The 21,436-nt window shown below is 33.7% G+C and carries 18 protein-coding genes; 14 read left to right on the forward strand and 4 right to left on the reverse strand.

The window, feature by feature from the left end; translation table 11 throughout:
• Window positions 1–69 precede the first annotated feature (69 nt).
• Together V1468_RS14715 and V1468_RS14720 are read left to right on the forward strand one after the other, a co-directional pair.
• Window positions 70–702 (forward strand): 7-carboxy-7-deazaguanine synthase QueE, encoded by a 633-nt coding sequence (locus V1468_RS14715; protein WP_331810966.1) that lies wholly within the window; start codon window positions 70–72, stop codon window positions 700–702.
• A complete protein-coding gene (locus V1468_RS14720) occupies window positions 703–1,302 on the forward strand; it encodes an HNH endonuclease (protein ID WP_331810967.1) in 600 nt (199 codons plus the stop codon). It abuts the gene before it with no gap.
• Between the two features lie 68 nt (window positions 1,303–1,370).
• Here the strand turns inward: V1468_RS14720 and V1468_RS14725 are convergent, their stop codons facing one another.
• Entirely contained in the window at window positions 1,371–1,919 is a 549-nt protein-coding gene (locus tag V1468_RS14725) for a DUF2911 domain-containing protein (RefSeq protein WP_331810968.1), read from the reverse strand.
• A gap of 234 nt (window positions 1,920–2,153) precedes the next feature.
• Between V1468_RS14725 and asnB the strand changes: the two genes are divergently transcribed.
• The 4 genes from asnB (at window position 2,154) to gyrB (ending at window position 7,739) form a co-directional block, all read left to right on the forward strand.
• Complete coding sequence (gene asnB, locus V1468_RS14730) at window positions 2,154–3,815, forward strand: asparagine synthase B (protein WP_331810969.1); 1,662 nt, start codon at window positions 2,154–2,156, stop codon at window positions 3,813–3,815.
• 143 nt (window positions 3,816–3,958) lie between these two features.
• Window positions 3,959–4,753 (forward strand): DUF6090 family protein, encoded by a 795-nt coding sequence (locus tag V1468_RS14735; RefSeq protein WP_331810970.1) that lies wholly within the window; start codon window positions 3,959–3,961, stop codon window positions 4,751–4,753.
• Between the two features lies 1 nt (window position 4,754).
• Entirely contained in the window at window positions 4,755–5,501 is a 747-nt protein-coding gene (locus V1468_RS14740; RefSeq protein ID WP_331810971.1) for a DUF6090 family protein, read from the forward strand.
• A 300-nt stretch (window positions 5,502–5,801) separates the two neighbouring features.
• The gene (gene gyrB / locus V1468_RS14745) at window positions 5,802–7,739 is read left to right on the forward strand and encodes a DNA topoisomerase (ATP-hydrolyzing) subunit B (RefSeq protein ID WP_331810972.1); all 1,938 of its coding nucleotides are present in this window, start codon (window positions 5,802–5,804) and stop codon (window positions 7,737–7,739) included.
• A 69-nt stretch (window positions 7,740–7,808) separates the two neighbouring features.
• On the opposite strand, the gene V1468_RS14750 is transcribed toward gyrB, so the two are convergent.
• The 3 genes from V1468_RS14750 to V1468_RS14760 all read right to left on the reverse strand — a co-directional run bounded on the left by V1468_RS14750 (window position 7,809) and on the right by V1468_RS14760 (window position 10,344).
• Complete coding sequence (locus V1468_RS14750) at window positions 7,809–8,402, reverse strand: porin family protein (RefSeq protein ID WP_331810973.1); 594 nt, start codon at window positions 8,400–8,402, stop codon at window positions 7,809–7,811.
• A 24-nt stretch (window positions 8,403–8,426) separates the two neighbouring features.
• A complete protein-coding gene (locus V1468_RS14755) occupies window positions 8,427–9,209 on the reverse strand; it encodes a zinc metalloprotease (protein WP_331810974.1) in 783 nt (260 codons plus the stop codon).
• Between the two features lie 82 nt (window positions 9,210–9,291).
• On the reverse strand, window positions 9,292–10,344 hold the full coding sequence (locus tag V1468_RS14760) for a hypothetical protein (protein WP_331810975.1): 1,053 nt from the start codon (window positions 10,342–10,344) through the stop codon (window positions 9,292–9,294).
• Window positions 10,345–10,548: 204 nt separating this feature from the next.
• On the opposite strand from V1468_RS14760, the gene V1468_RS14765 reads away from it, so the two are divergent.
• From V1468_RS14765 to secDF, 8 genes are all read left to right on the forward strand, one after another.
• A complete protein-coding gene (locus tag V1468_RS14765) occupies window positions 10,549–11,070 on the forward strand; it encodes an RNA polymerase sigma factor (protein WP_331810976.1) in 522 nt (173 codons plus the stop codon).
• A 56-nt stretch (window positions 11,071–11,126) separates the two neighbouring features.
• Window positions 11,127–12,053 carry a FecR family protein gene (locus tag V1468_RS14770; protein ID WP_331810977.1) on the forward strand — a complete coding sequence of 309 codons (927 nt, stop codon included), beginning with the start codon at window positions 11,127–11,129 and terminating at the stop codon, window positions 12,051–12,053.
• Window positions 12,040–14,574 carry a TonB-dependent receptor gene (locus V1468_RS14775; protein ID WP_331810978.1) on the forward strand — a complete coding sequence of 845 codons (2,535 nt, stop codon included), beginning with the start codon at window positions 12,040–12,042 and terminating at the stop codon, window positions 14,572–14,574. Before V1468_RS14770 ends, V1468_RS14775 begins: the two co-directional genes overlap by 14 nt.
• A gap of 86 nt (window positions 14,575–14,660) precedes the next feature.
• Window positions 14,661–15,677 carry a DUF6588 family protein gene (locus V1468_RS14780; RefSeq protein ID WP_331810979.1) on the forward strand — a complete coding sequence of 339 codons (1,017 nt, stop codon included), beginning with the start codon at window positions 14,661–14,663 and terminating at the stop codon, window positions 15,675–15,677.
• 136 nt (window positions 15,678–15,813) lie between these two features.
• Window positions 15,814–16,740: a malate dehydrogenase gene (gene mdh, locus V1468_RS14785; RefSeq protein WP_299097693.1), complete on the forward strand. Its 927-nt coding sequence runs from the start codon at window positions 15,814–15,816 to the stop codon at window positions 16,738–16,740.
• A gap of 83 nt (window positions 16,741–16,823) precedes the next feature.
• On the forward strand, window positions 16,824–17,483 hold the full coding sequence (locus V1468_RS14790; protein WP_331810980.1) for a DUF4412 domain-containing protein: 660 nt from the start codon (window positions 16,824–16,826) through the stop codon (window positions 17,481–17,483).
• A 68-nt stretch (window positions 17,484–17,551) separates the two neighbouring features.
• Entirely contained in the window at window positions 17,552–18,166 is a 615-nt protein-coding gene (locus V1468_RS14795; RefSeq protein WP_331810981.1) for a hypothetical protein, read from the forward strand.
• A gap of 154 nt (window positions 18,167–18,320) precedes the next feature.
• A complete protein-coding gene (gene secDF / locus V1468_RS14800; RefSeq protein ID WP_331810982.1) occupies window positions 18,321–21,380 on the forward strand; it encodes a protein translocase subunit SecDF in 3,060 nt (1,019 codons plus the stop codon).
• The last annotated feature ends 56 nt before the right edge of the window (window positions 21,381–21,436 follow it).

The raw sequence follows: 21,436 nt of genomic DNA on the forward strand, positions 1-21,436 counted from the left end.
TGCTGCAATTGGCATTTTGCCCTTTGGTAATACACAAATAGTACAGAGTTATTGGTATATTTGCGCACTATGACAAGAAGAGAAAAACAACAATTGATAGATCAAGGGCATTTATTGCCATTAATGGAAGAGTTTTATACCATTCAAGGTGAAGGTTATCATAAAGGAACCGCAGCGTACTTTGTTAGGATTGGTGGTTGCGATGTTGGTTGTCATTGGTGTGATGTAAAAGAGAGTTGGTTGCCAGAACTGCATCCTGCAACTGAGACAACAAAAATTGTTGAAAACGCTGTAAAATATAGTGATATAATTGTTGTAACAGGAGGAGAACCGCTTACTTGGGACATGGGTCCACTTACTGAGCAGTTAAAAGCTAAAGGAGTACAAACACATATTGAAACTTCAGGAGCCTATAAACTAACAGGTGAATGGGATTGGATTTGCTTATCTCCAAAAAAAGTAAAACTACCTACCGAAGAGATTTACGATAAGGCGCATGAGTTAAAATGTATCATTTATAATAATGACGATTTTAAATTTGCCGAAGAACAAGCAGAAAAAGTAAATAAAAATTGTATATTATACTTGCAACCAGAGTGGAGTAAGCGAGAGAAGATGATGCCTAAAATTGTGGATTATGTAATGGCTAATCCTAAATGGAAGGTATCCTTGCAAACCCATAAATATTTGAATATCCCTTAAATGTTCTTTAACGAAATTAAAAATTACAGAGGTGAAGTTTGGAAAGCATTAGAATCCCCTAAAGAAGACAAAATTTCACCACAAGAAAAATTTTTTGTTTCAAACTATGGTAGAATTATAAAAGTTGAGGAAGAAAAACCAAGATTAATAGACCCTTATCTGTTAAATGGTTATCCTCATATTAAGATTAAAACCACAGAAACAAAAGTTTACAGAGGCTACAAAAAGTACAAATACAAAGGCTATTATGTGCACAAACTTGTTGCCCAGTATTTTTTAGAAAATACTAAAGAAGGTGTCTACGTTATCCACTTAGATTATGATAAGCAGAATAATAAAGCTAATAATCTAAAATGGGCTTCTAAGAGTGAAAAAGAAGCTCACCAGTGGAAAAACCCTCATTTTATTAAAGCCAAGAAAAAACAGGAGCCGCCATCTGCTAAGCTCACAGAAAATAATGTGAGGTTAATTAAGAAAATGTTGAATGATCCTAATAGACGAACGCGACTAAAGGTTATAGCAAAGCGCTTCGGAATTTCTACAACGCAACTTAACAGAATAAAATCTGGCGAAAATTGGGGACACATTCCTTCATTATAGAAACAAAAAAAGACTGTCTGTAAATAATTCTTACAGACAGTCTTTTGTAGTTTTTTATGTAAAGAATATTACTTTTTCTCAAATGGAACAGCAACTCTAACAGTGCCCCAGCCTAAGTGCATATCTGCACCTTTTTCAGATTCTTCAAAGGCTATAGAAAATGCTTCAAGAGATTCGTCCCCTTCGGTTGTTGGTACAGTTATCCTAGCAACATCATTTTTTTCATTATAAAAATAGCTTCCCCAAACATTTAAATCTGTATTTATAATAATGGTCCATTCTTTCTCTCCAGGTATAGCATATACAGTATATGTGCCTTTCTTAACATCTTTACCATTTAGTTTCATGTCGCTGTAAACATGAAGTTCGGCAGCTTCATTAGCACCCATTCTCCATACATTTCCAGGCTTAGCCAAATCATACACATCTCTATCTTTAAGTTGAGGTCTGCTGTAAACTATTTTTATTTGTTTGTTAGACTCTTTGTAGTTGCTAGGAAACGAGGCAGCATCCATTGGGCTCTTATCTAATCCTGAAAATTTTTGAGCTTCAGCATTAAAAGATAGAAGTAAAGCAAATGCAAAGGCAATGGTTGAAATTAGTTGTGTCGTTTTCATGTTTTTTGGTTTTTAGTTTTAATAAAATTAAGTCTTATTACATCAAATGGTCGAAAAGAAATCCTAAAGTTTACAGATTAAAAGTTAAACAGGTGATTTGGGTTGTTTTAACTTTTAATAATTTTAAAAATAAATGTATTTTATTTTATATTGAAACCATTATAGTTGTTTATGTTTAAAAAATGAAAGTTTAATTTCATATTTGTTTCATAATTAATAACAAAATAAAGAGTTATGTGCGGAATAGTATGTGCGTTTGATATAAAACAGAAATCAGAAGACCTAAGACCTCAGGTATTAGAAATGGCAAAGTCTATTCGTCATAGAGGGCCAGATTGGAGTGGTGTTTACAGTGATGAAAAAGCAATTTTGGCTCACGAGCGTTTAGCTATAGTAGATCCTGCTTCTGGAAAACAGCCATTGTTTAGTGAAGACAAAAAACTAATCTTAGCAGCAAATGGTGAGATATATAACCACAAAGCTTTAAGAGCTCAATTTCCAGATTACAAGTTTCAAACTGAAAGTGATTGTGAGGTAATTCTAGCTTTATATAAAGAAAAAGGAGTCGACTTTGTGGACGAAATGAACGGTATCTTCGGTTTTGCAATCTACGATGTAGATAAAGATGAGTATTTCATAGCGAGAGACCATATGGGAATTATACCATTATATATGGGTTGGGACCAACACGGAACATTCTATGTGGCTTCAGAATTAAAAGCTTTAGAAGGAGTTTGTACTAAGATTGAATTATTTCCTCCAGGCCATTACATGAGTAGTAAGGATGGAGAGTTAGTGCAGTGGTACAAACGCGATTGGGAAGATTTTGATGCTGTCAAAGATAACGAAACAAGCATTGCAGAAGTAAAGCAAGCTCTAGAAGATGCGGTACACAGACAGCTTATGAGCGATGTGCCTTATGGTGTATTGTTGTCTGGTGGATTAGATTCTTCTGTAACTTCTGCTATTGCAAAAAAATATTCGCAACGTCGTATAGAGGCAGATGATAAAGAGCAAGCTTGGTGGCCACAATTGCATAGCTTTTCTGTAGGATTAGAAGGTTCTCCAGATTTGGCTGCTGCCAGAAAAGTAGCTGATCATATTGGTACAGTTCATCATGAAATTAAGTTTACAATTCAAGAAGGCTTAGATGCTATAAAAGATGTAATTTATCAATTAGAAACCTACGATATTACAACCATCAGAGCGAGTACTCCAATGTACTTAATGGCTAGAGTTATTAAGTCAATGGGAATAAAAATGGTACTATCTGGAGAAGGTGCGGATGAATTATTTGGTGGCTATTTGTACTTCCACAAAGCACCTAACGGGAGAGAATTTCATGAAGAAACTGTACGTAAATTAAGTAAGTTACACATGTACGATTGTTTAAGAGCTAACAAAAGTTTAGCGGCTTGGGGAATTGAAGGTCGTGTACCATTTTTAGATAAGGAGTTTATGGATGTTGCTATGCGCATCAACCCAGAAGATAAAATGATAAAAGATGGTAGAATTGAAAAATGGGTGGTGCGCAAAGCATTTGAAGATATGTTGCCAGAAAGTGTGGCTTGGAGACAAAAAGAACAATTTAGTGATGGTGTAGGTTACAGCTGGATAGATACTTTAAAAGAATTGGTGAACGAGGATGTAACTGACGAGCAAATGGCAAACGCACATTTCCGTTTCCCAATACAAACACCACAGAACAAGGAAGAGTATTATTACAGAACCATTTTTGAAGGGCATTTTCCAAGTGATGCAGCTGCATTGAGTGTGCCACAAGAGCCAAGTGTAGCATGTAGTACTAAAATTGCATTAGAATGGGACGAAGCTTTTAAAAACATGAACGACCCAAGTGGTAGAGCCGTTGCTAAAGTGCATGATGATGCTTATTGATAATATTTAAATAATTGAAAGCCAGTTTTTAAGCTGGCTTTTTTTGTGCTGTATTTTGTAACAATTCATTACATTTATAAACATATAAGCATAACCAACCATCTCTACTTTATAATTTCCTGCTTACACCCAACTGTAAGCCGATGATAAAATTCTTTAGAAGTACCCGAAAATCACTTCTTAATGAAGGTAAAACAAGTAAATACTTAAAATATGCCATTGGCGAAATAGTGCTTGTTGTCATTGGTATTTTGATAGCCCTACAGATTAATAATTGGAATGAAAATCGTAAAAAAAGGCAAGTAGAATTAAATTATCTTGAAAGGTTGATTATCGATTTAAGAGAAAATGAAAAGCTTTTATCCGAATTTCATGACATAAAACAGAAACAATTAGAAGCCGCTAATATTTTTTTAAACTTTAGTTTTAGTAAGAATAAAGATTCTGTGTTTAATGTTATGCCTTACTTCAATTCTATTTTTAGTTGGCAAGACATTAATATTAACCAGGTTACTTTTAATGAAATGGTAAGTAGTGGAAATTTAGATCTCATCTCAAATGACTCTATCAAAATAAAGTTGTTAGAACTAAACAAACAATACAATTCCATTTTAATTATTCAAGATAAAGAAAAAGAAAGTCATGACAGATTGTTATTTCCTCCTATAAATGAAAAGTTTAACATGCGTTATATTATGGCTCTTGAGCCAAGTAAAGAAAAAGAAATCAATAGAACATTTACAGGTTTAGAAAAGGGATTTTATTTAAATGAGTTTAAAAAAGAGTTGCTACAGCTTATAGAGAATCAAACTTTTATGAATGGAGTTACAGTTGTCCAATCTAGTGCTGATGTGATTATGAAAGAATACTTAAAAGCCAAACAACAAGTAATTGATTTACAGAGACTAATTAACGTAGAACTTAATAATAACGGTTAATGTGATAAAATTCTTTAGAAATATCAGGAGGTCACTTCTAAATGAAGGAAAGACAAGTCGGTATCTCAAGTATGCCTTGGGAGAAATCATTCTTGTAGTTATAGGTATTTTGATTGCCATACAGGTAAACAATTGGAACCAAAAACGTCTAGAAAAGGATAAGATGCAGTCATATTTTAATAAGCTTAGCGAAGAGGTGGAAGAGCAGATTTTAGTTATTCATAAGCTAATTGAATCAGAAAGTTATTTAGAAAAGAGGCATAAAAAAGCACTACAGATTTTAGCATCTAAAAACCAAGATAGTATTCCAGAGTTATTAGAAAATATAGGTTCTATAGCTACGGCTTGGACCAATAATTTATCTTATGAAACTTTCAATGAGTTTTTACAACAAGGACTGCTTATAAAGGTTGAAAAAAAAGAACTTAAACAATCATTATTAGAACTTAGAGATGCACTTATTTTTTTAGAAAGAGGAGATGTATACGTAGATAATCAGTATAATTCACTTATAGAACCCTTTTTTGCTAAACATATTAACTATTCAAATGCCGCTTTGCCAATGTATAGAGAGCATTTTATTGTTGGCGGACCTCAAACAGATTTTAATTTTTTATTCGAATCTATGGAATTATGGAATGTGGCAACGCTAAAATTAGAAACTACCGTAGGTAATTTAAGAACTTTACGGAATCTATTAAGTTTATTAGAAAAACTGAAAAAACAACTTCACGAAGAAATACATTAATGTAACTTGTAAAATAAATGTCAATAACTCTTTTATTTTGGATTAAAATATATCGTCTAAGGCACTTTCGTAAATTTCAATTTTCAGTGTTGTAAAAAAAACGCTTAAATTCAATTTAAGGTACTTTTTAGCTGTTTTAAGACACTTTTAGGTTCTTAACAATTGTTGATAATTATTGCTTAAAGTCGATAAAAAGCTATGTTTAAGCTCTAATTTTTTGTATCTTTGAAAGTACTCAAAAGAGACGCAATAAGCGTCTTTTTTGCTGTAAAATTAGAACTAAATCTTATTAAATATAAAATGAGCGAAGAAAACAAAAAACAGTATGGCGCAGACAGTATCCAAGCCCTAGAAGGGATGGAGCACGTACGTATGCGTCCATCGATGTATATTGGTGATGTTGGTGTAAGAGGTTTACACCACTTGGTTTATGAGGTTGTAGACAACTCTATTGATGAAGCTTTAGCAGGACATTGCGATAACATTACAGTTACCATAAACGAGGATAATTCCATAACTACAGAAGATGATGGTCGTGGTATTCCAGTTGGTCTTCATAAAAAAGAAGGTGTTTCTGCATTAGAGGTTGTAATGACCAAAATTGGTGCAGGTGGTAAGTTCGATAAGGACTCATATAAGGTTTCAGGTGGTCTTCACGGTGTTGGTGTAAGTTGTGTTAACGCACTATCTGAACATTTAAAAGCTACAGTTTACAGAGAAGGTAAAGTATGGGAGCAAGAGTATGAGCGTGGTAAAACTTTATATCCTGTAAAAACTGTTGGAGATACAGATAAGACAGGTACTATTGTAACCTTTAAGCCAGATCCGCAAATTTTTCAGCAAACATTAGAATATAATTACGATACCTTAGCTAGTCGTATGCGTGAATTAGCATACCTAAACAAAGGTATTACAGTTCATTTAGTAGATAAGCGTCACAAAAAGGAGGATGGTTCTTTTGAAGGAGAAACTTTTCATTCAGAAGAAGGACTTTCAGAATTTGTTAGATTTTTAGATGGTAACAGAGAACCTTTAATGAAAGATGTTATTTCATTTGAAGGTGAAAAGAACGGTGTTCCTGTTGAAGTGGCTATGGTGTATAATACCTCTTATGCAGAGAATTTACACTCTTATGTTAACAACATTAACACGCACGAAGGTGGTACACACCTTTCTGGTTTCCGTCGTGGATTAACGCATACACTTAAGAAATATGCTGATGGTTCTGGAATGTTAGATAAATTGAAATTTGACATTTCAGGTGATGATTTTCGGGAAGGTTTAACAGCTATTGTTTCTGTAAAAGTTGCTGAACCTCAGTTTGAAGGTCAGACAAAAACTAAACTTGGTAACCGTGAAGTTTCGGCATCTGTTTCTCAGGCAGTTTCAGAAATGTTAACCGATTACTTAGAGGAGCATCCTGAAGATGCTAAGACAATTGTACAAAAAGTAATCTTAGCAGCACAAGCACGTCACGCAGCACAGAAAGCTCGTGAAATGGTGCAACGTAAAACGGTAATGAGTATTGGTGGTTTACCAGGAAAGTTAAGCGACTGTTCTGAGCAAGACCCAGCGCAATGTGAAGTGTTCCTAGTAGAGGGTGATTCTGCAGGTGGTACAGCAAAGCAAGGTCGAGATAGAAAGTTTCAAGCTATTTTGCCATTAAGAGGTAAGATTCTTAATGTTGAAAAAGCAATGCAGCATAAGGTTTTTGAAAATGAAGAAATCAAGAATATTTTTACAGCACTTGGTGTAACGATTGGTACTGAAGAAGATCCAAGAGCATTAAATCTTTCAAAATTAAGATATCATAAAGTGGTGATTATGTGTGATGCCGATATTGATGGTAGCCACATTGCTACACTTATATTGACGTTCTTCTTTAGATACATGAGAGAACTAATTGAAAGTGGCTATGTTTATATAGCAACACCACCTTTATATTTAGTAAAGAAGGGTGCCAAAAAGCAGTATGCTTGGTCAGATAAAGATCGTGATGCTATCGTAGCAGATTTTGGTGATAATGCTAAGATACAACGTTACAAGGGTCTTGGTGAGATGAATGCTGAGCAACTTTGGGACACTACAATGAATCCAGAGTTTAGAACGTTACGTCAGGTAAACATCGATAATGGAGGTGAAGCAGATCGTATTTTCTCTATGTTAATGGGAGACGAAGTGCCACCACGTAGAGAGTTTATTGAGAAGAATGCTATTTATGCCAATATTGATGCGTAATTAGTAACTGTATATAAAAGAAAACCGCATAAGTGATTATGCGGTTTTTTTATTGCTTTAATGTTTCTGTTAGAAATCGAAGCCTACAGAAAATTGCCATACTCTGTTTTTAGGATTTCCTTCTTCATAAATATCTCCAAGTCCAAGATGGTATCTTACACCTAAGCTAATGCCAGAGTTGGTTTTAAAACCACCACCAAAATTAACTCCCCAATCAAAACTATTAGGTTCAAATTCTTGTGATGTATCAAAAAGATTAAAGTTGCTGTCAAACGTTTCTTCGTGAGAAATGGCTAAACCTATTTGAGGACCAACTTCTAAGAAAAAGTTATTATCTGGATACATTTTAAACATTAATGGTACATTGATGTAGTCTAGCTTTTGCGTAAATGTACCTCCATTGCTTTCAATCTCGTAACCTTGTTGTGAATATAAAAGCTCTACTTGTAAAGCTATGCTTTCTGTAAAAAATGATTCGCCGTAGAAACCAACATGAAAGCTATGACGTTGACCAGTTTCACTATCTTCATCAAAACTTACAGCAGCTAAATTATAGCCACCTTTAATTCCAAAGTTTGAAGTTTTTGTTGTTGTGTCATCTTGAGCACTTAAATTGAAGAGTGCACAAAATAGCATCGAAAGTGTTAAGATTTTAGTTTTCATTTTTAAAATATATTTGAGTTTATATTATTTGCCTCCATTAGCTTGAAGGTCTGCAATGCATTGGCTGTCGAGTTCTGGTGCAGAGGTCATATTTAGCATATTGTCTACTCCTTGCGAAGATTCTGTTGCCCAAAACATTAAGCAGTCTTCGTTGTTACAATGTTTAGGATGTTCGGTATCTTCATGATTTGTTACCATTTCTGTACCGAGATTTGTAAGGCCAAATATATGACCAAACTCATGAGTAATCACTATGGTTTCTAACAGTGTTCTGTTAGGTTCAAAAGTACTATTGCTATAGTCTTGTATGGTTTCTTCAAAAATTACAAAAGAGGTGTTCCAGTATGCAGAACCTAGTACAATATTACCATTAGCGTTATTTTCAGATTCACCATCTATAAATAAAGCCCAAACAGCAATAGTATTATTGGTATTGTAATATTGACGTTCTGCAATTTCTATGTCAGCAATCTCTTGTATAGAGTAGCTTGTGTTTCCTGGAGATGGAATGGCACGTTTTTCAATTGTAATACCATTAGGTTTGTGTGTTCTGTTTTCTAGAAATGAAACAAAATTAGTCACAGTTTCCTCTGTAGGTTCTAATCCTTCTACATATACTATTTCAACAATCATTTTCTCAAAAATAGTAGCGGATAATAAATCGTTTGCCGAACTACCAACGGTTTGTCTGTTGAGGTTTTCGTTTATGCCGTTGTTTCCATTTCCATTATTAGAACCTGAATCTTCTGTTGTACAACCTGTTATAAACAACAGAAACAAAAAGAGGTATGTGATTTTAAGTCTCATGATAAAATGTTTTGTTAAAAAGCAGCTGTCTAAAAAAAACAGCTGCTTTTACCTTAACCTACGTAACTAATGCCCTTTTGGTTTAGATTTGGGATAAAACCACGGTTATGGCAGCATTAGTTGTGCTTTGTAGAGAAATAGAATTTTCAGAATAACTTGTTACTTCCCACGTTTGATTAAGTAATTCGAAAGTTGTATTTCCTGTAAAGGTTAAGCTTAAGTATACATCAATGTCTGACGTTACTTGGTACACGCCTTCAACATCGGCAATTGTAGTGTTTACAACATTTTGCGCTGTACAAGTTAAGTCGTTAGCAAAATCTATAGTGTAATCTGCAAACTCAGCTACAGCATTTCCAGCAGCATCTACATAGCTTTCAATAACAAAAGTACCTTCAACTAGTATTTCTTCAACTTCTTCGGCATCATCTTCAGCATCGTCTTCCATGTCATCAAAATCTAAACACTCATCAATGTAATTTTCCAGATCAGCATCGCTTGTAATTTCTACAGTATTACCATTACTTAATGTTGCTGTGATTGGGTAGTTTACAGAAAAGTAAGCGTCATCATCAAAATTATCCATATAGTTGTATAATTGTTGCTCAGACTCAATTACAACACTTCCACTTTGCTCTAAGTTGGCATCATAAGTTAAGATTGTAATAGGGAAATCTATTTCTAAACAGTTTATAGCATCTTCAAAGTTGTCTTCTGCATCATCGCAGGCATCTTCTAGCGCGTCTAATTCTGCTTGGTTATTAATTACAACTTGCGTATAATTGCTAAGCTGTACAGTTATCGGGAATTGAAATTGAACCGAATCATCATCGTCTGTAAACTCTCCAATGATGTCTAGTACCAATTCGTAATCAGATTCTGAAACTAAAGTAATCTCTGTATTATCTACAATAACAGTTACAGGAAATAAAACCGAAGAACAAGAAATATCGTCTAAGAAATCATCAAAACTACCATCATACATAGCAGATCTTTCTAAGTTTTGAGCAGTTGGTGATGTTGCTGAGTTAGTGTTTGGGTTGTTTCCGTTTTCGTCATCTATTTCATCTTGACAAGAGGTTAAGCTTAAGATTGAAATAAATAAAAGTGCTGATAAGAATTTTAAATTTTTCATAATATTGATTTTTGGGTTTTGTGTTCTTAAATTAATTATTGCGATTTTTTTCGCTTTCTGTATTTAAGACGTTTAGGATTTAATTTACCCTATGGTTTTCTTGAAATTTTTTTAAAATAAATTTTAACATTCTGAAAATCAATGTTTTTAATGTGTGATTTTTTTATTCCTATTTTTGCATTTACAATTATTGATTAATAATTAATGGCAAATAAACACCCAAATCTTTGTGAAGAAGAACACTTCAATGCTTTTTATCTTGAGCATATAAAAGCTGTGAATAATTTTGCGTTTTATAAGTCTGGAGACAAGTCAGTTGGGTTAGATTTGGTACAAGATGCCTTTTCTAAGGTATGGGAAAATTGCTCTAGTGTAGACTATACTAAGGCCAAAACTTACTTATTTACAACGGTAAATAATTTGTTTTTAAATATAGTAAGACATCAGAAAGTAGTATTGACTTACGCTAAAGCTTCGCCATATTTAGATAAGACTAACCAAACTCCAGAATATTTACTCGAAGAAGAAGAATTTAAAAATAAGTTGCAAGCTGTAATAGCCGATTTAAGTGAGGAACAGCGCGAAGTATTTTTACTCAACCGAATCGAAGATAAAAAGTATAGAGAAATTGCAGAATTACTTGGAGTTTCTCAAAAAACAGTAGAAAAACGAATGTCTGCAGCACTCAAGATTTTAAGAGAAAAACTAAATAATAAAACAATTTAGAACTTAGTATAGGGTAAAACAGCACTAAAGTGTCTTAAGGTAGAATAGCATTAAAAATGAATAAAGATAATGACATATTAAAATGGTTTAATGGTGAAATTTCTACCGAAGAAATAAAAACCATGTATCCTAATGAGGATTTTTCTGCATTAGAAAAGGCTGGTTTTTATTCAAAACAAATAGAAACACCATATATCGATGCTAATAAGGCATTGGCAGATTTTAAAACCAGATCTTTAAATAAAACCAAAAAAGAGACCTCTAAGGTTGTACCACTTAATTATAAGATGTTATTGCGTGTTGCTGCTATTGTAGTACTTATGTTAACGTGCTCTTATTTTATCTTTTTTAATACAGAAGCTTCCTATAAAACAGGCGTTGCGGAGACAACTACGCTTAATTTACCAGATGATTCTGAGGTTGTTCTTAATGCAAAATCACAGTTAACCTATGATAAAAAGGAATGGGACAATCAGCGATTGTTAACCTTAGATGGAGAGGCTTATTTTAAAGTTACCAAAGGCAAAAAATTTACTGTAAATACAGATGCAGGATCTGTTGAGGTACTGGGAACACAATTCAATGTAAAAGAGCGCAGTAACTTTTTTGAAGTAAAGTGTTATGAAGGTTCGGTTGCAGTAACTTATAATAATGAAACTACGGTTTTAGCACCAGGAAAAACTGTGAGAGTTGTAAGTGGTAAGATGATTAAGACAGACGATTTTACATCGCAAAATCCGTCTTGGATTAATGAAGAGTCTAGCTTTAATAATGTGCCGTTATGGCAAGTTGTAGAAGACTTACAACTGCAGTACAATATTAAAATTAAGGTAGCAAATGGTGTTGATACATCTCAATTATTTTCCGGAAGTTTTACCCACAAAGACAAAAATATTGCCTTAAAAGCGGTAACTATACCATTAAAGCTTAGCTATAAAATAAATGGTAATGACGTAGAGTTTTATAATTATGGAGCTAACTAAGCGTCTTGTATGTATTCTAATAACGCTATTTTCTTTGCAAAGTCAGGCACAAGAAAAAATACCACTTTTGCAATTAATTTCTGAAATTGAAACCAAGCACGAGGTTAAATTCTCGTACTCTGCAGAAGATGTAAAATCGGTTACGGTTGAGCAACCACAACTATCTGCATCTTTAGAAGAAATCATTACAAAACTAAACAGCACCACCTTACTTAATTTTAAGTTTTTAACCGATAGATATATTACTATTTCTACGATTGATAAAACGATTTCTGTTTGTGGAATATTGAAAATTGATGCCAATACATCGCTCTACGGAGCTTCAGTTGTTGTAGATAATACACTAAATGGGGCAGTATCCAATAATGAAGGAGAATTTAAGTTAACAGATGTGCCGGTTGGTGCTGAGGTTGTGATTTCCTATTTAGGGTACAATACAGAAAGGATTAAAGCTACAGATTTGTGGGAATATAAAGGTTGCAAAACAATAGTGTTAGAAGAAAAGTTAGAGCAACTCAATCAGGTTTTAATTACAAAGTTTTTAACTACAGGTTTACAAAAGCGTTTAGATGGCAGTACGCAATTAAATTCTGAAACTTTTGGCGTGTTACCAGGTTTAATAGAGCCAGATATTTTGCAAACTATTCAGGTTTTGCCAGGTGTAGAGAGTGTAAATGAAAGTATTGCCAATCTTAATGTAAGAGGTGGTACAAATGACCAAAACCTCATGCTTTGGGATGGAATTAAAATGTATCATTCCGGTCATTTTTTTGGCTTAATATCGGCTTATAATCCTTATCTCACAGATAAGACCATTGTGTCTAAAAACGGAACATCGAGTGAGTATAGTGATGGTGTGTCTAGTACTATAGATATGCGAACTAAGAATACCGTAAATGATGATTTTTCAGGAGGATTTGGTGCAAATCTTTTGCATGCAGATGCTTATTTAAAAGTACCAGTTAGCAAGAAACTGGCATTTCATTTTTCAGGCAGAAGATCCTTTACAGATGTGTTGGCTTCTCCAACGTACGATAATTATTTTGAGCGTAGTTTTCAGGATAGTGATATTAACACCAGTACAGAGTCGGATGCTGCAGGTAATCAGTCTTCAGACTTTTCGTTTTACGATTTTTCAGCCAAAGTATTATTCGATTTAAATGATAACCATAAGTTTAGAGCAAACGTTATTGGGATTAATAATAATTTAGATTATGCTGAATCTAACACCAACAATACAAGCGAAACAGTTTCAAAATCTAGTAAACTTACACAAGAAAATTTAGGCTTTGGCGGACAATGGAATGCTGTTTGGAACGATCGGTTTTCAACACAATTAAGTGGTTATTATTCAAAATATACTGTTGAAGCAACAGATGCACGAGTTGAAACTAATCAGGAAGTAAAGCAGTCTAACGAGGTTTTAGAATCAGGTTTTAAAATAAAATCTAATTTAAAAATTAATGATAGCTTTAATCTACTTACAGGTTATCAATTTACCGAAGTAGGTATCTTAAATGCTACAGATGTAATTAACCCAAATTACAACCGAACTAAAAAAGATGTATTGCTTAATCATGCTTTGTTTGCCGAGGCTGAATTTAGTAACAAAAAAACCTATGCAAGAGTAGGGGTAAGAGGTAATTATTTTCAGAAGTTTAGTAAGCTTATTATTGAACCACGATTGAATGTAAGACACAAGCTTTTCAATAACCTTGCTCTTAAACTTCAGGGAGAATTTAAAAATCAATCAGCAACACAGATTATTGATTTTCAAGATGATTTTTTAGGAGTAGAAAACCGTCGTTGGATATTGGCAAATGAGGAAACTATTCCAATTTCAGAAAGTAAACAAGGGTCATTTGGGTTAGAATTCAGTAAAAATAATTTTTTAATTGATGTTGAAGGGTTCTACAAAAACGTACAAGGTATAACGGTTTCTAACCAAGGGTTTTATAACAATTTTCAGTTTTTAAATGCTATAGGCAGTTATAATGTTAGAGGTGTTGAGGTCTTAGCAAGCAAAACCGCGCAGCGTTTTAGTACGTGGTTTAGTTATACATATAGCATAAATGATTATGAATTTAATACGCTAACACCTTCGGTTTTTCCTAATAATGTAGATGTAAGACATTCGTTTGGTTTGGGACTCAACTATACTATTTTATCTAATCTAGAAATGTCTGTTGGTGGCATTTGGCGATCAGGACAGCCGTTTACAAAACCTGTTGAAGGTAACGAAACCGTGCAAGATGGTAATAATACGTTTGTTAATTACGATACACCAAATAGTGAAAATTTAGATCATTTTATGCGTTTAGACGCATCATTAAAATATAGTTTCACTATTTCTAATAACGTCAAAGCTGTACTGCGATTTGGAGTTATTAATGCCTTAGACAGAAAAAACAGTATAAATACCTACTATAAAGTCGATCCTAATGACTCTAATAAAGCCATTAAAGTAGAAAATAAGTCTTTAGGATTAACACCAAATTTTAGTTTTAGATGCCTTTTTTAATCCGATAAAAAACATAAAATAACGATAAAATGCATTTTTTGTCGTTATTTTAATATATTTGTCTCAATATTAAAAACTTAACCATAATGAAGAAATTAATTCTATTCACGGTATTTTGTAGTTCGTTTTTAGTTTCAAAAGCTCAGAATGATATAGATGTATTGCTGTCTGCAGGTGTAGATGATGCGCAACGTTTTGCAAATGATTATTTAGCACCAGGAACCAATGGTGTAATGCATAGTATGAATGCCAATTGGTTTAATTCTGCAAAAGTAAAACCATTAGGAGGTTTTGAGATTTCTTTGGTAGCAAATGCATCTTTGGTGGGTGATGACGATAAGGTTTTTAGTATGAATACAGCAGACTATAATAACGTTCAGTTTGTGTCTGGGCCAAGTACTCAGAATGTTGCTACAGTTTTAGGTGAAAATGACCCTTCAATTTTTGTTGAAGTAGAATATGATGATCCAATTTTTGGTTCTCAGACTGCAGAATTTGAGTTGCCACAAGGTATTGGTGATGAAAGCTATAATTTAATTCCGTCAGGTACATTACAAGCAGCAGTAGGATTAGGCAGTGGAATTGAGGTTAAAGCAAGATACTTTCCAAAGTACGAAAATGATGATGTTGCTCTAAATATGTATGGAGCAGGCTTACAGTTTGAGTTTACCGAATGGTTACCAGCAGATAAGTTATGGCCTGTTGCATTATCTGGATTAGTAGCTTACACACATTTAGACGGATCTTATGATCTTACAGAATCTTCAGGTATAGATGGCGAAAATCAAAGATTAGAAAATAATACAAATACTTGGTTGTTTCAATTAGCGGTTTCTACAAAGTTGCCTGTTTTTAACCTTTATGGTGGTTTGGGTTACATCTCTGGTAAAGCTGAATCAGATTTGTTAGGAGACTACGTGGTTACAAACGGTATAGTTTCTTCAGACACAATTACTGATCCATTTTCGGTATCAAGTGATGTTTCTGCTGTAAGAGGAACTCTAGGTTTTAAATTAAAATTAGGATTCTTCAGACTTAATGGAGAATATCATATATCAGAGTTTGATGCCTTCTCTGTTGGTGTAAATTTTGGTTTTAGATAAAAACGAATTAAACATATTTTATAGCAGCCTGAAAAGGCTGCTTTTTTTATTTAGATAGATGACATAAATCATGGAATTTAGATTGTAAAACCGTAAATTTGTGTCAGATTTTTAACGATTTAAAATAAAATATAAAATGAAAGTAACCGTAGTTGGCGCTGGTGCAGTAGGCGCAAGTTGTGCAGAGTACATCGCTATTAAAAATTTTGCATCCGAAGTTGTTTTATTAGACATCAAGGAAGGTTATGCAGAAGGTAAAGCAATGGACTTAATGCAAACAGCTTCTTTAAATGGATTTGATACTAAAATTACAGGAAGTACTAATGATTATTCAAAAACAGCAAATAGTGATATTTGTGTTATTACCTCTGGTATTCCTCGTAAGCCAGGTATGACTCGTGAAGAGTTAATAGGTATTAACGCTGGTATCGTAAAAACAGTTTCTGCCAACTTAGTAGAGCATTCGCCAAATACAATTTTAATTGTAGTGAGTAACCCAATGGATACAATGACGTACCTAGCTCACAAAACTACAGGTTTACCAAAGCATAGAATTATAGGAATGGGTGGAGCTTTAGACTCTGCACGTTTTAAATACAGATTAGCTGAAGCTTTAGAAGCACCTATCAGCGATGTAGATGGTATGGTAATAGGTGGTCATAGCGATAAAGGTATGGTGCCATTAACATCTCATGCAACAAGAAACAGTATCAAAGTTTCTGAGTTTTTATCAGAAGAGCGTTTAGACCAAGTAAAAGAAGATACTAAAGTCGGTGGTGCAACCTTAACAAAATTATTAGGAACTTCTGCGTGGTATGCGCCAGGTGCTGCTGTAAGCGGATTGGTACAGGCCATTGCTTGCGATCAAAAGAAGATGTTCCCTTGTTCTACATTACTAGATGGAGAGTATGGGTTAAGCGATCTTTGTATCGGTGTACCAGTAATCTTAGGAAGAAACGGTATTGAAAAAATCGTAGATGTACCATTAAGTGATGCAGAAAAACAACATTTAGCAGAAAGCGCAGAAGGTGTAAAGAAGACAAATGGTCTTTTAGAACTTTAACAAAGAGCTTTTTTAAATAAGAAATAACCTCACTGGCATACTTGTTGGTGAGGTTTTTTGTATATTAAAAAAAATTATAAAACATGAAAAGAATACTAATGCTTACCGTACTATTAACTTTAAGTTTTACGGTAACAGCTCAAGAAAAAATTACAGAAGGAGTAATTACATTAAAGCAGACCTATAACTCTAGCGACGAAGCTACTCAAGCGCAACTAGCAATGATGGGCGAAATGATAACAACAACATTCTTCAAAGGAAAAAAATCTAGAGTAGAAGTTTCTAATCCTATGTCTGGTGATATTACAGTGATTACTGATTCTGATAGTATGGAGAGTCTTACTTTAATGGATAACCCAATGTTGGGTAAGAAATATCAAAAGCAAACTATAGAAGAACCAAAAGACAAATCAGAAGACTATAAAGTTGTAGAAGGCTCAGATACTAAAACTATATTAGGTTACAAGTGTAAACAAAAGAGCCTAACAATTAGTGAAGGTGGTAATAATATAAAAATGGTAATGTACGTTACTGATAAAATTGCGCCAGTGCTAAGTCAACAAAATGCGCAATTTGGAAATGATCTCGGTGGTTTTCCACTTTATACAGAAATGACTATGACACAAGGAGGAATAGAGGTTAAGGTTATTTCTGAAGTAACTGAGGTTAAAAGTGAGAAAGTAGATGACTCTAAATTTAGTCTAACACCTCCAGAAGGATATTCCAAGATGGAAGGCATGTAAAATCCAATCACACACTATAAAACAAAGACTGCAGAAATGCGGTCTTTATTTTTTGTTATATTTGCCGAATGCGCACCAAATTACATTTTGGTATTATAATAGTTCTATTAGCTTTATTAGGAAGGTTAGTAGAGACGCCTGCTACTCCCAATCAAGAGATAACCATCCAATTTTCTGATGCTAATATTTCAGAAATTGAAGCGCAAAACACACTCAGAGATATTCAGCAAAAACTACAAAAAATAGGTGCTGAAAACCTTTTGGTAATAAAAGATGATTCAGGGAGTTTTAAAATTGCATATTATAGCCTTACAGATGCCCAAAGCATTGAGCAAATATTAACCGATAGTAGTGAATTTAGTTTTTTATTAGGAGTTGATACTAATAACTCTAATAAAAAATCTGACGAAGACACTGTAAAAGACTACAAGCTCAATGTATCAGAAATTCAAAAGAAAGATCAAAAAAATGATTGGGATTTTGATAGAGTACAGATTACCGAGCATAACCAGAAGAGTGATAGGTTTAATAAATTAGAGAAAGACGTTTTTAGTTGTCTCTATCAATCAGATGTATTACAAAAATTAGTTAAGGCGACCTTTAGATTTAATTCTGGTATCTTTTATTTAGAAGATAAAAAATCATACCAATCACCAGAAGTAAGAGCAGGACCTGTAGCTTAAGGGATTCATTAAAAAAATGTTCCAAAAACACTTCATTTAACTTTTGAATCAATCAAAAGACAAAAACAAATTATTACATAAAAAATCAATTGTCTGATTATACGGTAAATTCTATATTTGCGCGTTAAAAAAATCAGACGTAAAACAAAACAAAATGCAAAACAAAGGAATAGTTAAACTGTTTGCACTGCTATTTGGTTTGGTAAGTATTTACCAATTGTCTTTTACCTTTAAGGCTAACCAAATTGAAGATGCTGCAAAAAAAGCTGCAGTAGCAAAGTATGACGAAACAGTAGACGGTTATCAAGATTTAAGAGCGGAGGCAGAAGTACGCTACTTAGATTCTTTAAAAACAGAAAAAGTTCAAGTAGGTGAAAACGAGTTCGAACCTATAGAAGTTTATAACCTATTAGGTGTGTCTCAATACACATATACTGAGGTTGAGAATAATGCCATGAAATTAGGTTTAGACCTTAAAGGTGGTATTAATGCTATCATTCAGATTTCTGTAAAGGACATCTTAAAAGGACTGTCCAACAATAGTAAAGATCCTGTATTTAATAAGGCATTAGCTGAAGCAGAAGAATTACAAAAAGATGCACAAGAGTCGTATTTAGAGTCATTTTTTAGAGCGTTTGATGCTATAAAAGGAGATACTAAATTAGCATCACCAGATATTTTTGCTAACAGAAACTTAAGAGATGATATTAAACCAGAAATGTCTGATAGTGAGGTTCAAAGTATTTTAGAAAGAAAAATAGATGAGTCTATTGTTTCTGCTTTTGAAGTATTACGTAATCGTATTGATGGTTTTGGTGTATCGTCTCCAAACATCCAACGTCTAGGGAATTCTGGTCGTATCTTAATTGAGTTACCAGGCGCAAGAGATAAAAAGCGTGTTGTAGACATTATTACTAAAACAGCACAATTACAATTTTGGGACACATACAAAGCCGAGGAATTACTGCCATATGTATTTCAGGTAAACCAAGCATTGGTAGAAGCAGCTAAAGAAGACGAATCTGACGAAGAAGTTACTGAGGTTGCAGAAGTAGAGCAAGATTCTACAACTAGCACAATAGATGAATTAACCGGTCAAATAGAAACAGACACTACAAATGTAGCAAATGTTAATCCTTTAGGAATTCAGTTTCCAGGAGGAGGTCCTGTTATTGCTAATTTCTTAGCTAAAGACAAGGAAAAAGTGTTAACAGCACTTAATGATCCTAAAAACAGAGCTTTATTGCCTGCGGAAATGCGTTATGCAAAGTTTGTTTGGGGAAAACAAGATAAAGACTCTGAGTATTCTGCATTATATGCAATAAAAAGCAACAGAGAAGGTGAGCCAGAATTAAGTGGAGCTGTTATTACAGATGCAAGACAAGATTATGATGAGCTTAGCAGACCAGCTGTAAGTATGCAAATGAATCCTAAAGGTGCAAGAGAGTGGCAAGAAATTACAAAAAAGGCTAATCAAGAAAACGGATATATCGCTATTGTTTTAGATGATATAGTATATTCGGCACCAAGTGTTAGAAATCAACCAGAAGGAATTGCAGGTGGAAGATCTCAGATTTCAGGTTCATTTACACTTAATGAAGCTGTAGATTTAGCAAACGTTTTAAGAGCTGGTAAATTACCAGCTTCAGCAGAGATCATTCAGGCAGATGAGGTTGGTCCTTCATTAGGTCAGGAAGCTATTGATAGTGGAATGAAGTCTTTCATTATTGCGCTAGCATTTGTTTTACTTTGGATGGTGTTCTATTACGGTAAAGCTGGTTTAGCGGCAGATATCGCGTTGTTATTAAACATCTTATTAATATTTGGTGTATTAGCAAGTTTAGGTGCTGTATTAACGCTACCAGGTATTGCAGGTATCGTATTAACAATCGGTATTTCGGTAGATGCCAACGTACTTATATTTGAGCGTATTAGAGAAGAACTTGCAAAAGGAAAGTCTCAAAAAGAATCTATTAAAGATGGTTTCTCTAACGCTTTATCATCAATTTTAGATGCTAACATCACTACAGGTTTAACAGCATTAATCTTATTTGTATTTGGTACAGGACCAATTAAAGGTTTCGCAACTACGTTAATCATAGGTATTTTAACTTCATTATTTACTGCTATTTTTATCACTCGTTTATTAATTGATTGGTGGGTAAATAGAGGTGGTACTTTAGATTTTGCTACCGGAATGACTAAAGGTTTATTTAAGAATGTAAATATCGACTTCTTAAAGAAACGTAAAATAGCTTATGTTATTTCTGGTGCATTGATCTTAGCGAGTTTAGGTTCGTTAGCTACTACAGGATTAGATCAAGGTATCGATTTTGTTGGTGGTAGAACATACCAAGTTCGTTTTGATCAACCAGTAAGTACTGAAGAAATTACTAGTGTACTTAATGATCCTAATGTATTTAATAGTGCTGAGGTTAAAACTATTGGTTCTGCAAACGAATTAAAGATTTCTACAAAGTATAGAGTGGAAGATAACTCTGTTGAAGCTGATACTGAGATACAAACTATGTTATTTGAAGCTTTAAAACCATATTTACCTACCGGAATGACTTACGAAGAATTTGATAATGGTTCTGGTGAGGCTAAGATTGGTAAAATGCTTTCTAGTAAAGTAAGCCCTACAATTGCAGATGATATTAAGAAATCGTCATTCTGGGCTGTATTAGGATCTCTAGTGGTAGTATTCCTTTATATCTTATTTAGATTTAAGAGATGGCAGTTCTCACTTGGTGCAGTTGCTGCTGTATTCCATGATGTTTTAATAGTGTTGGGTATTTTCTCTTTAACTTGGAAGTTTATGCCATTTAGTATGGAAATTGATCAAGCTTTTATTGCGGCTATTTTAACAGTAATTGGTTACTCGTTAAACGATACTGTAGTAGTTTTTGATAGAATTAGAGAGTTCTTAAACGAGCATACATCTTGGAATTTAGGAAAAACTATTAATGCCTCACTTAACAGTACATTAAGTAGAACATTAAATACCTCTGTAACAACATTAGTGGTATTGTTAGCAATGTTCATTTTTGGTGCAGAATCATTAAGAGGATTATTGTTTGCCTTAATTGTAGGTGTAGTTGTAGGTACATACTCTTCTATGTTTATTGCAACACCATTAATGTACGATACAGCTAAGAAAGGTGATGCTGCAGAGTCATTAAAGAAAAAAGTAAAAGAAGAAGACGAAGAATAAGTTTCTGATACTTAATAGCTAAAAAAAGCCTTTCTGAAAAGAAAGGCTTTTTTTTA

Origin of the sequence: Winogradskyella poriferorum (genome assembly GCF_036553625.1) — a bacterium.
In the GTDB taxonomy this organism is placed as follows: domain Bacteria; phylum Bacteroidota; class Bacteroidia; order Flavobacteriales; family Flavobacteriaceae; genus Winogradskyella; species Winogradskyella poriferorum.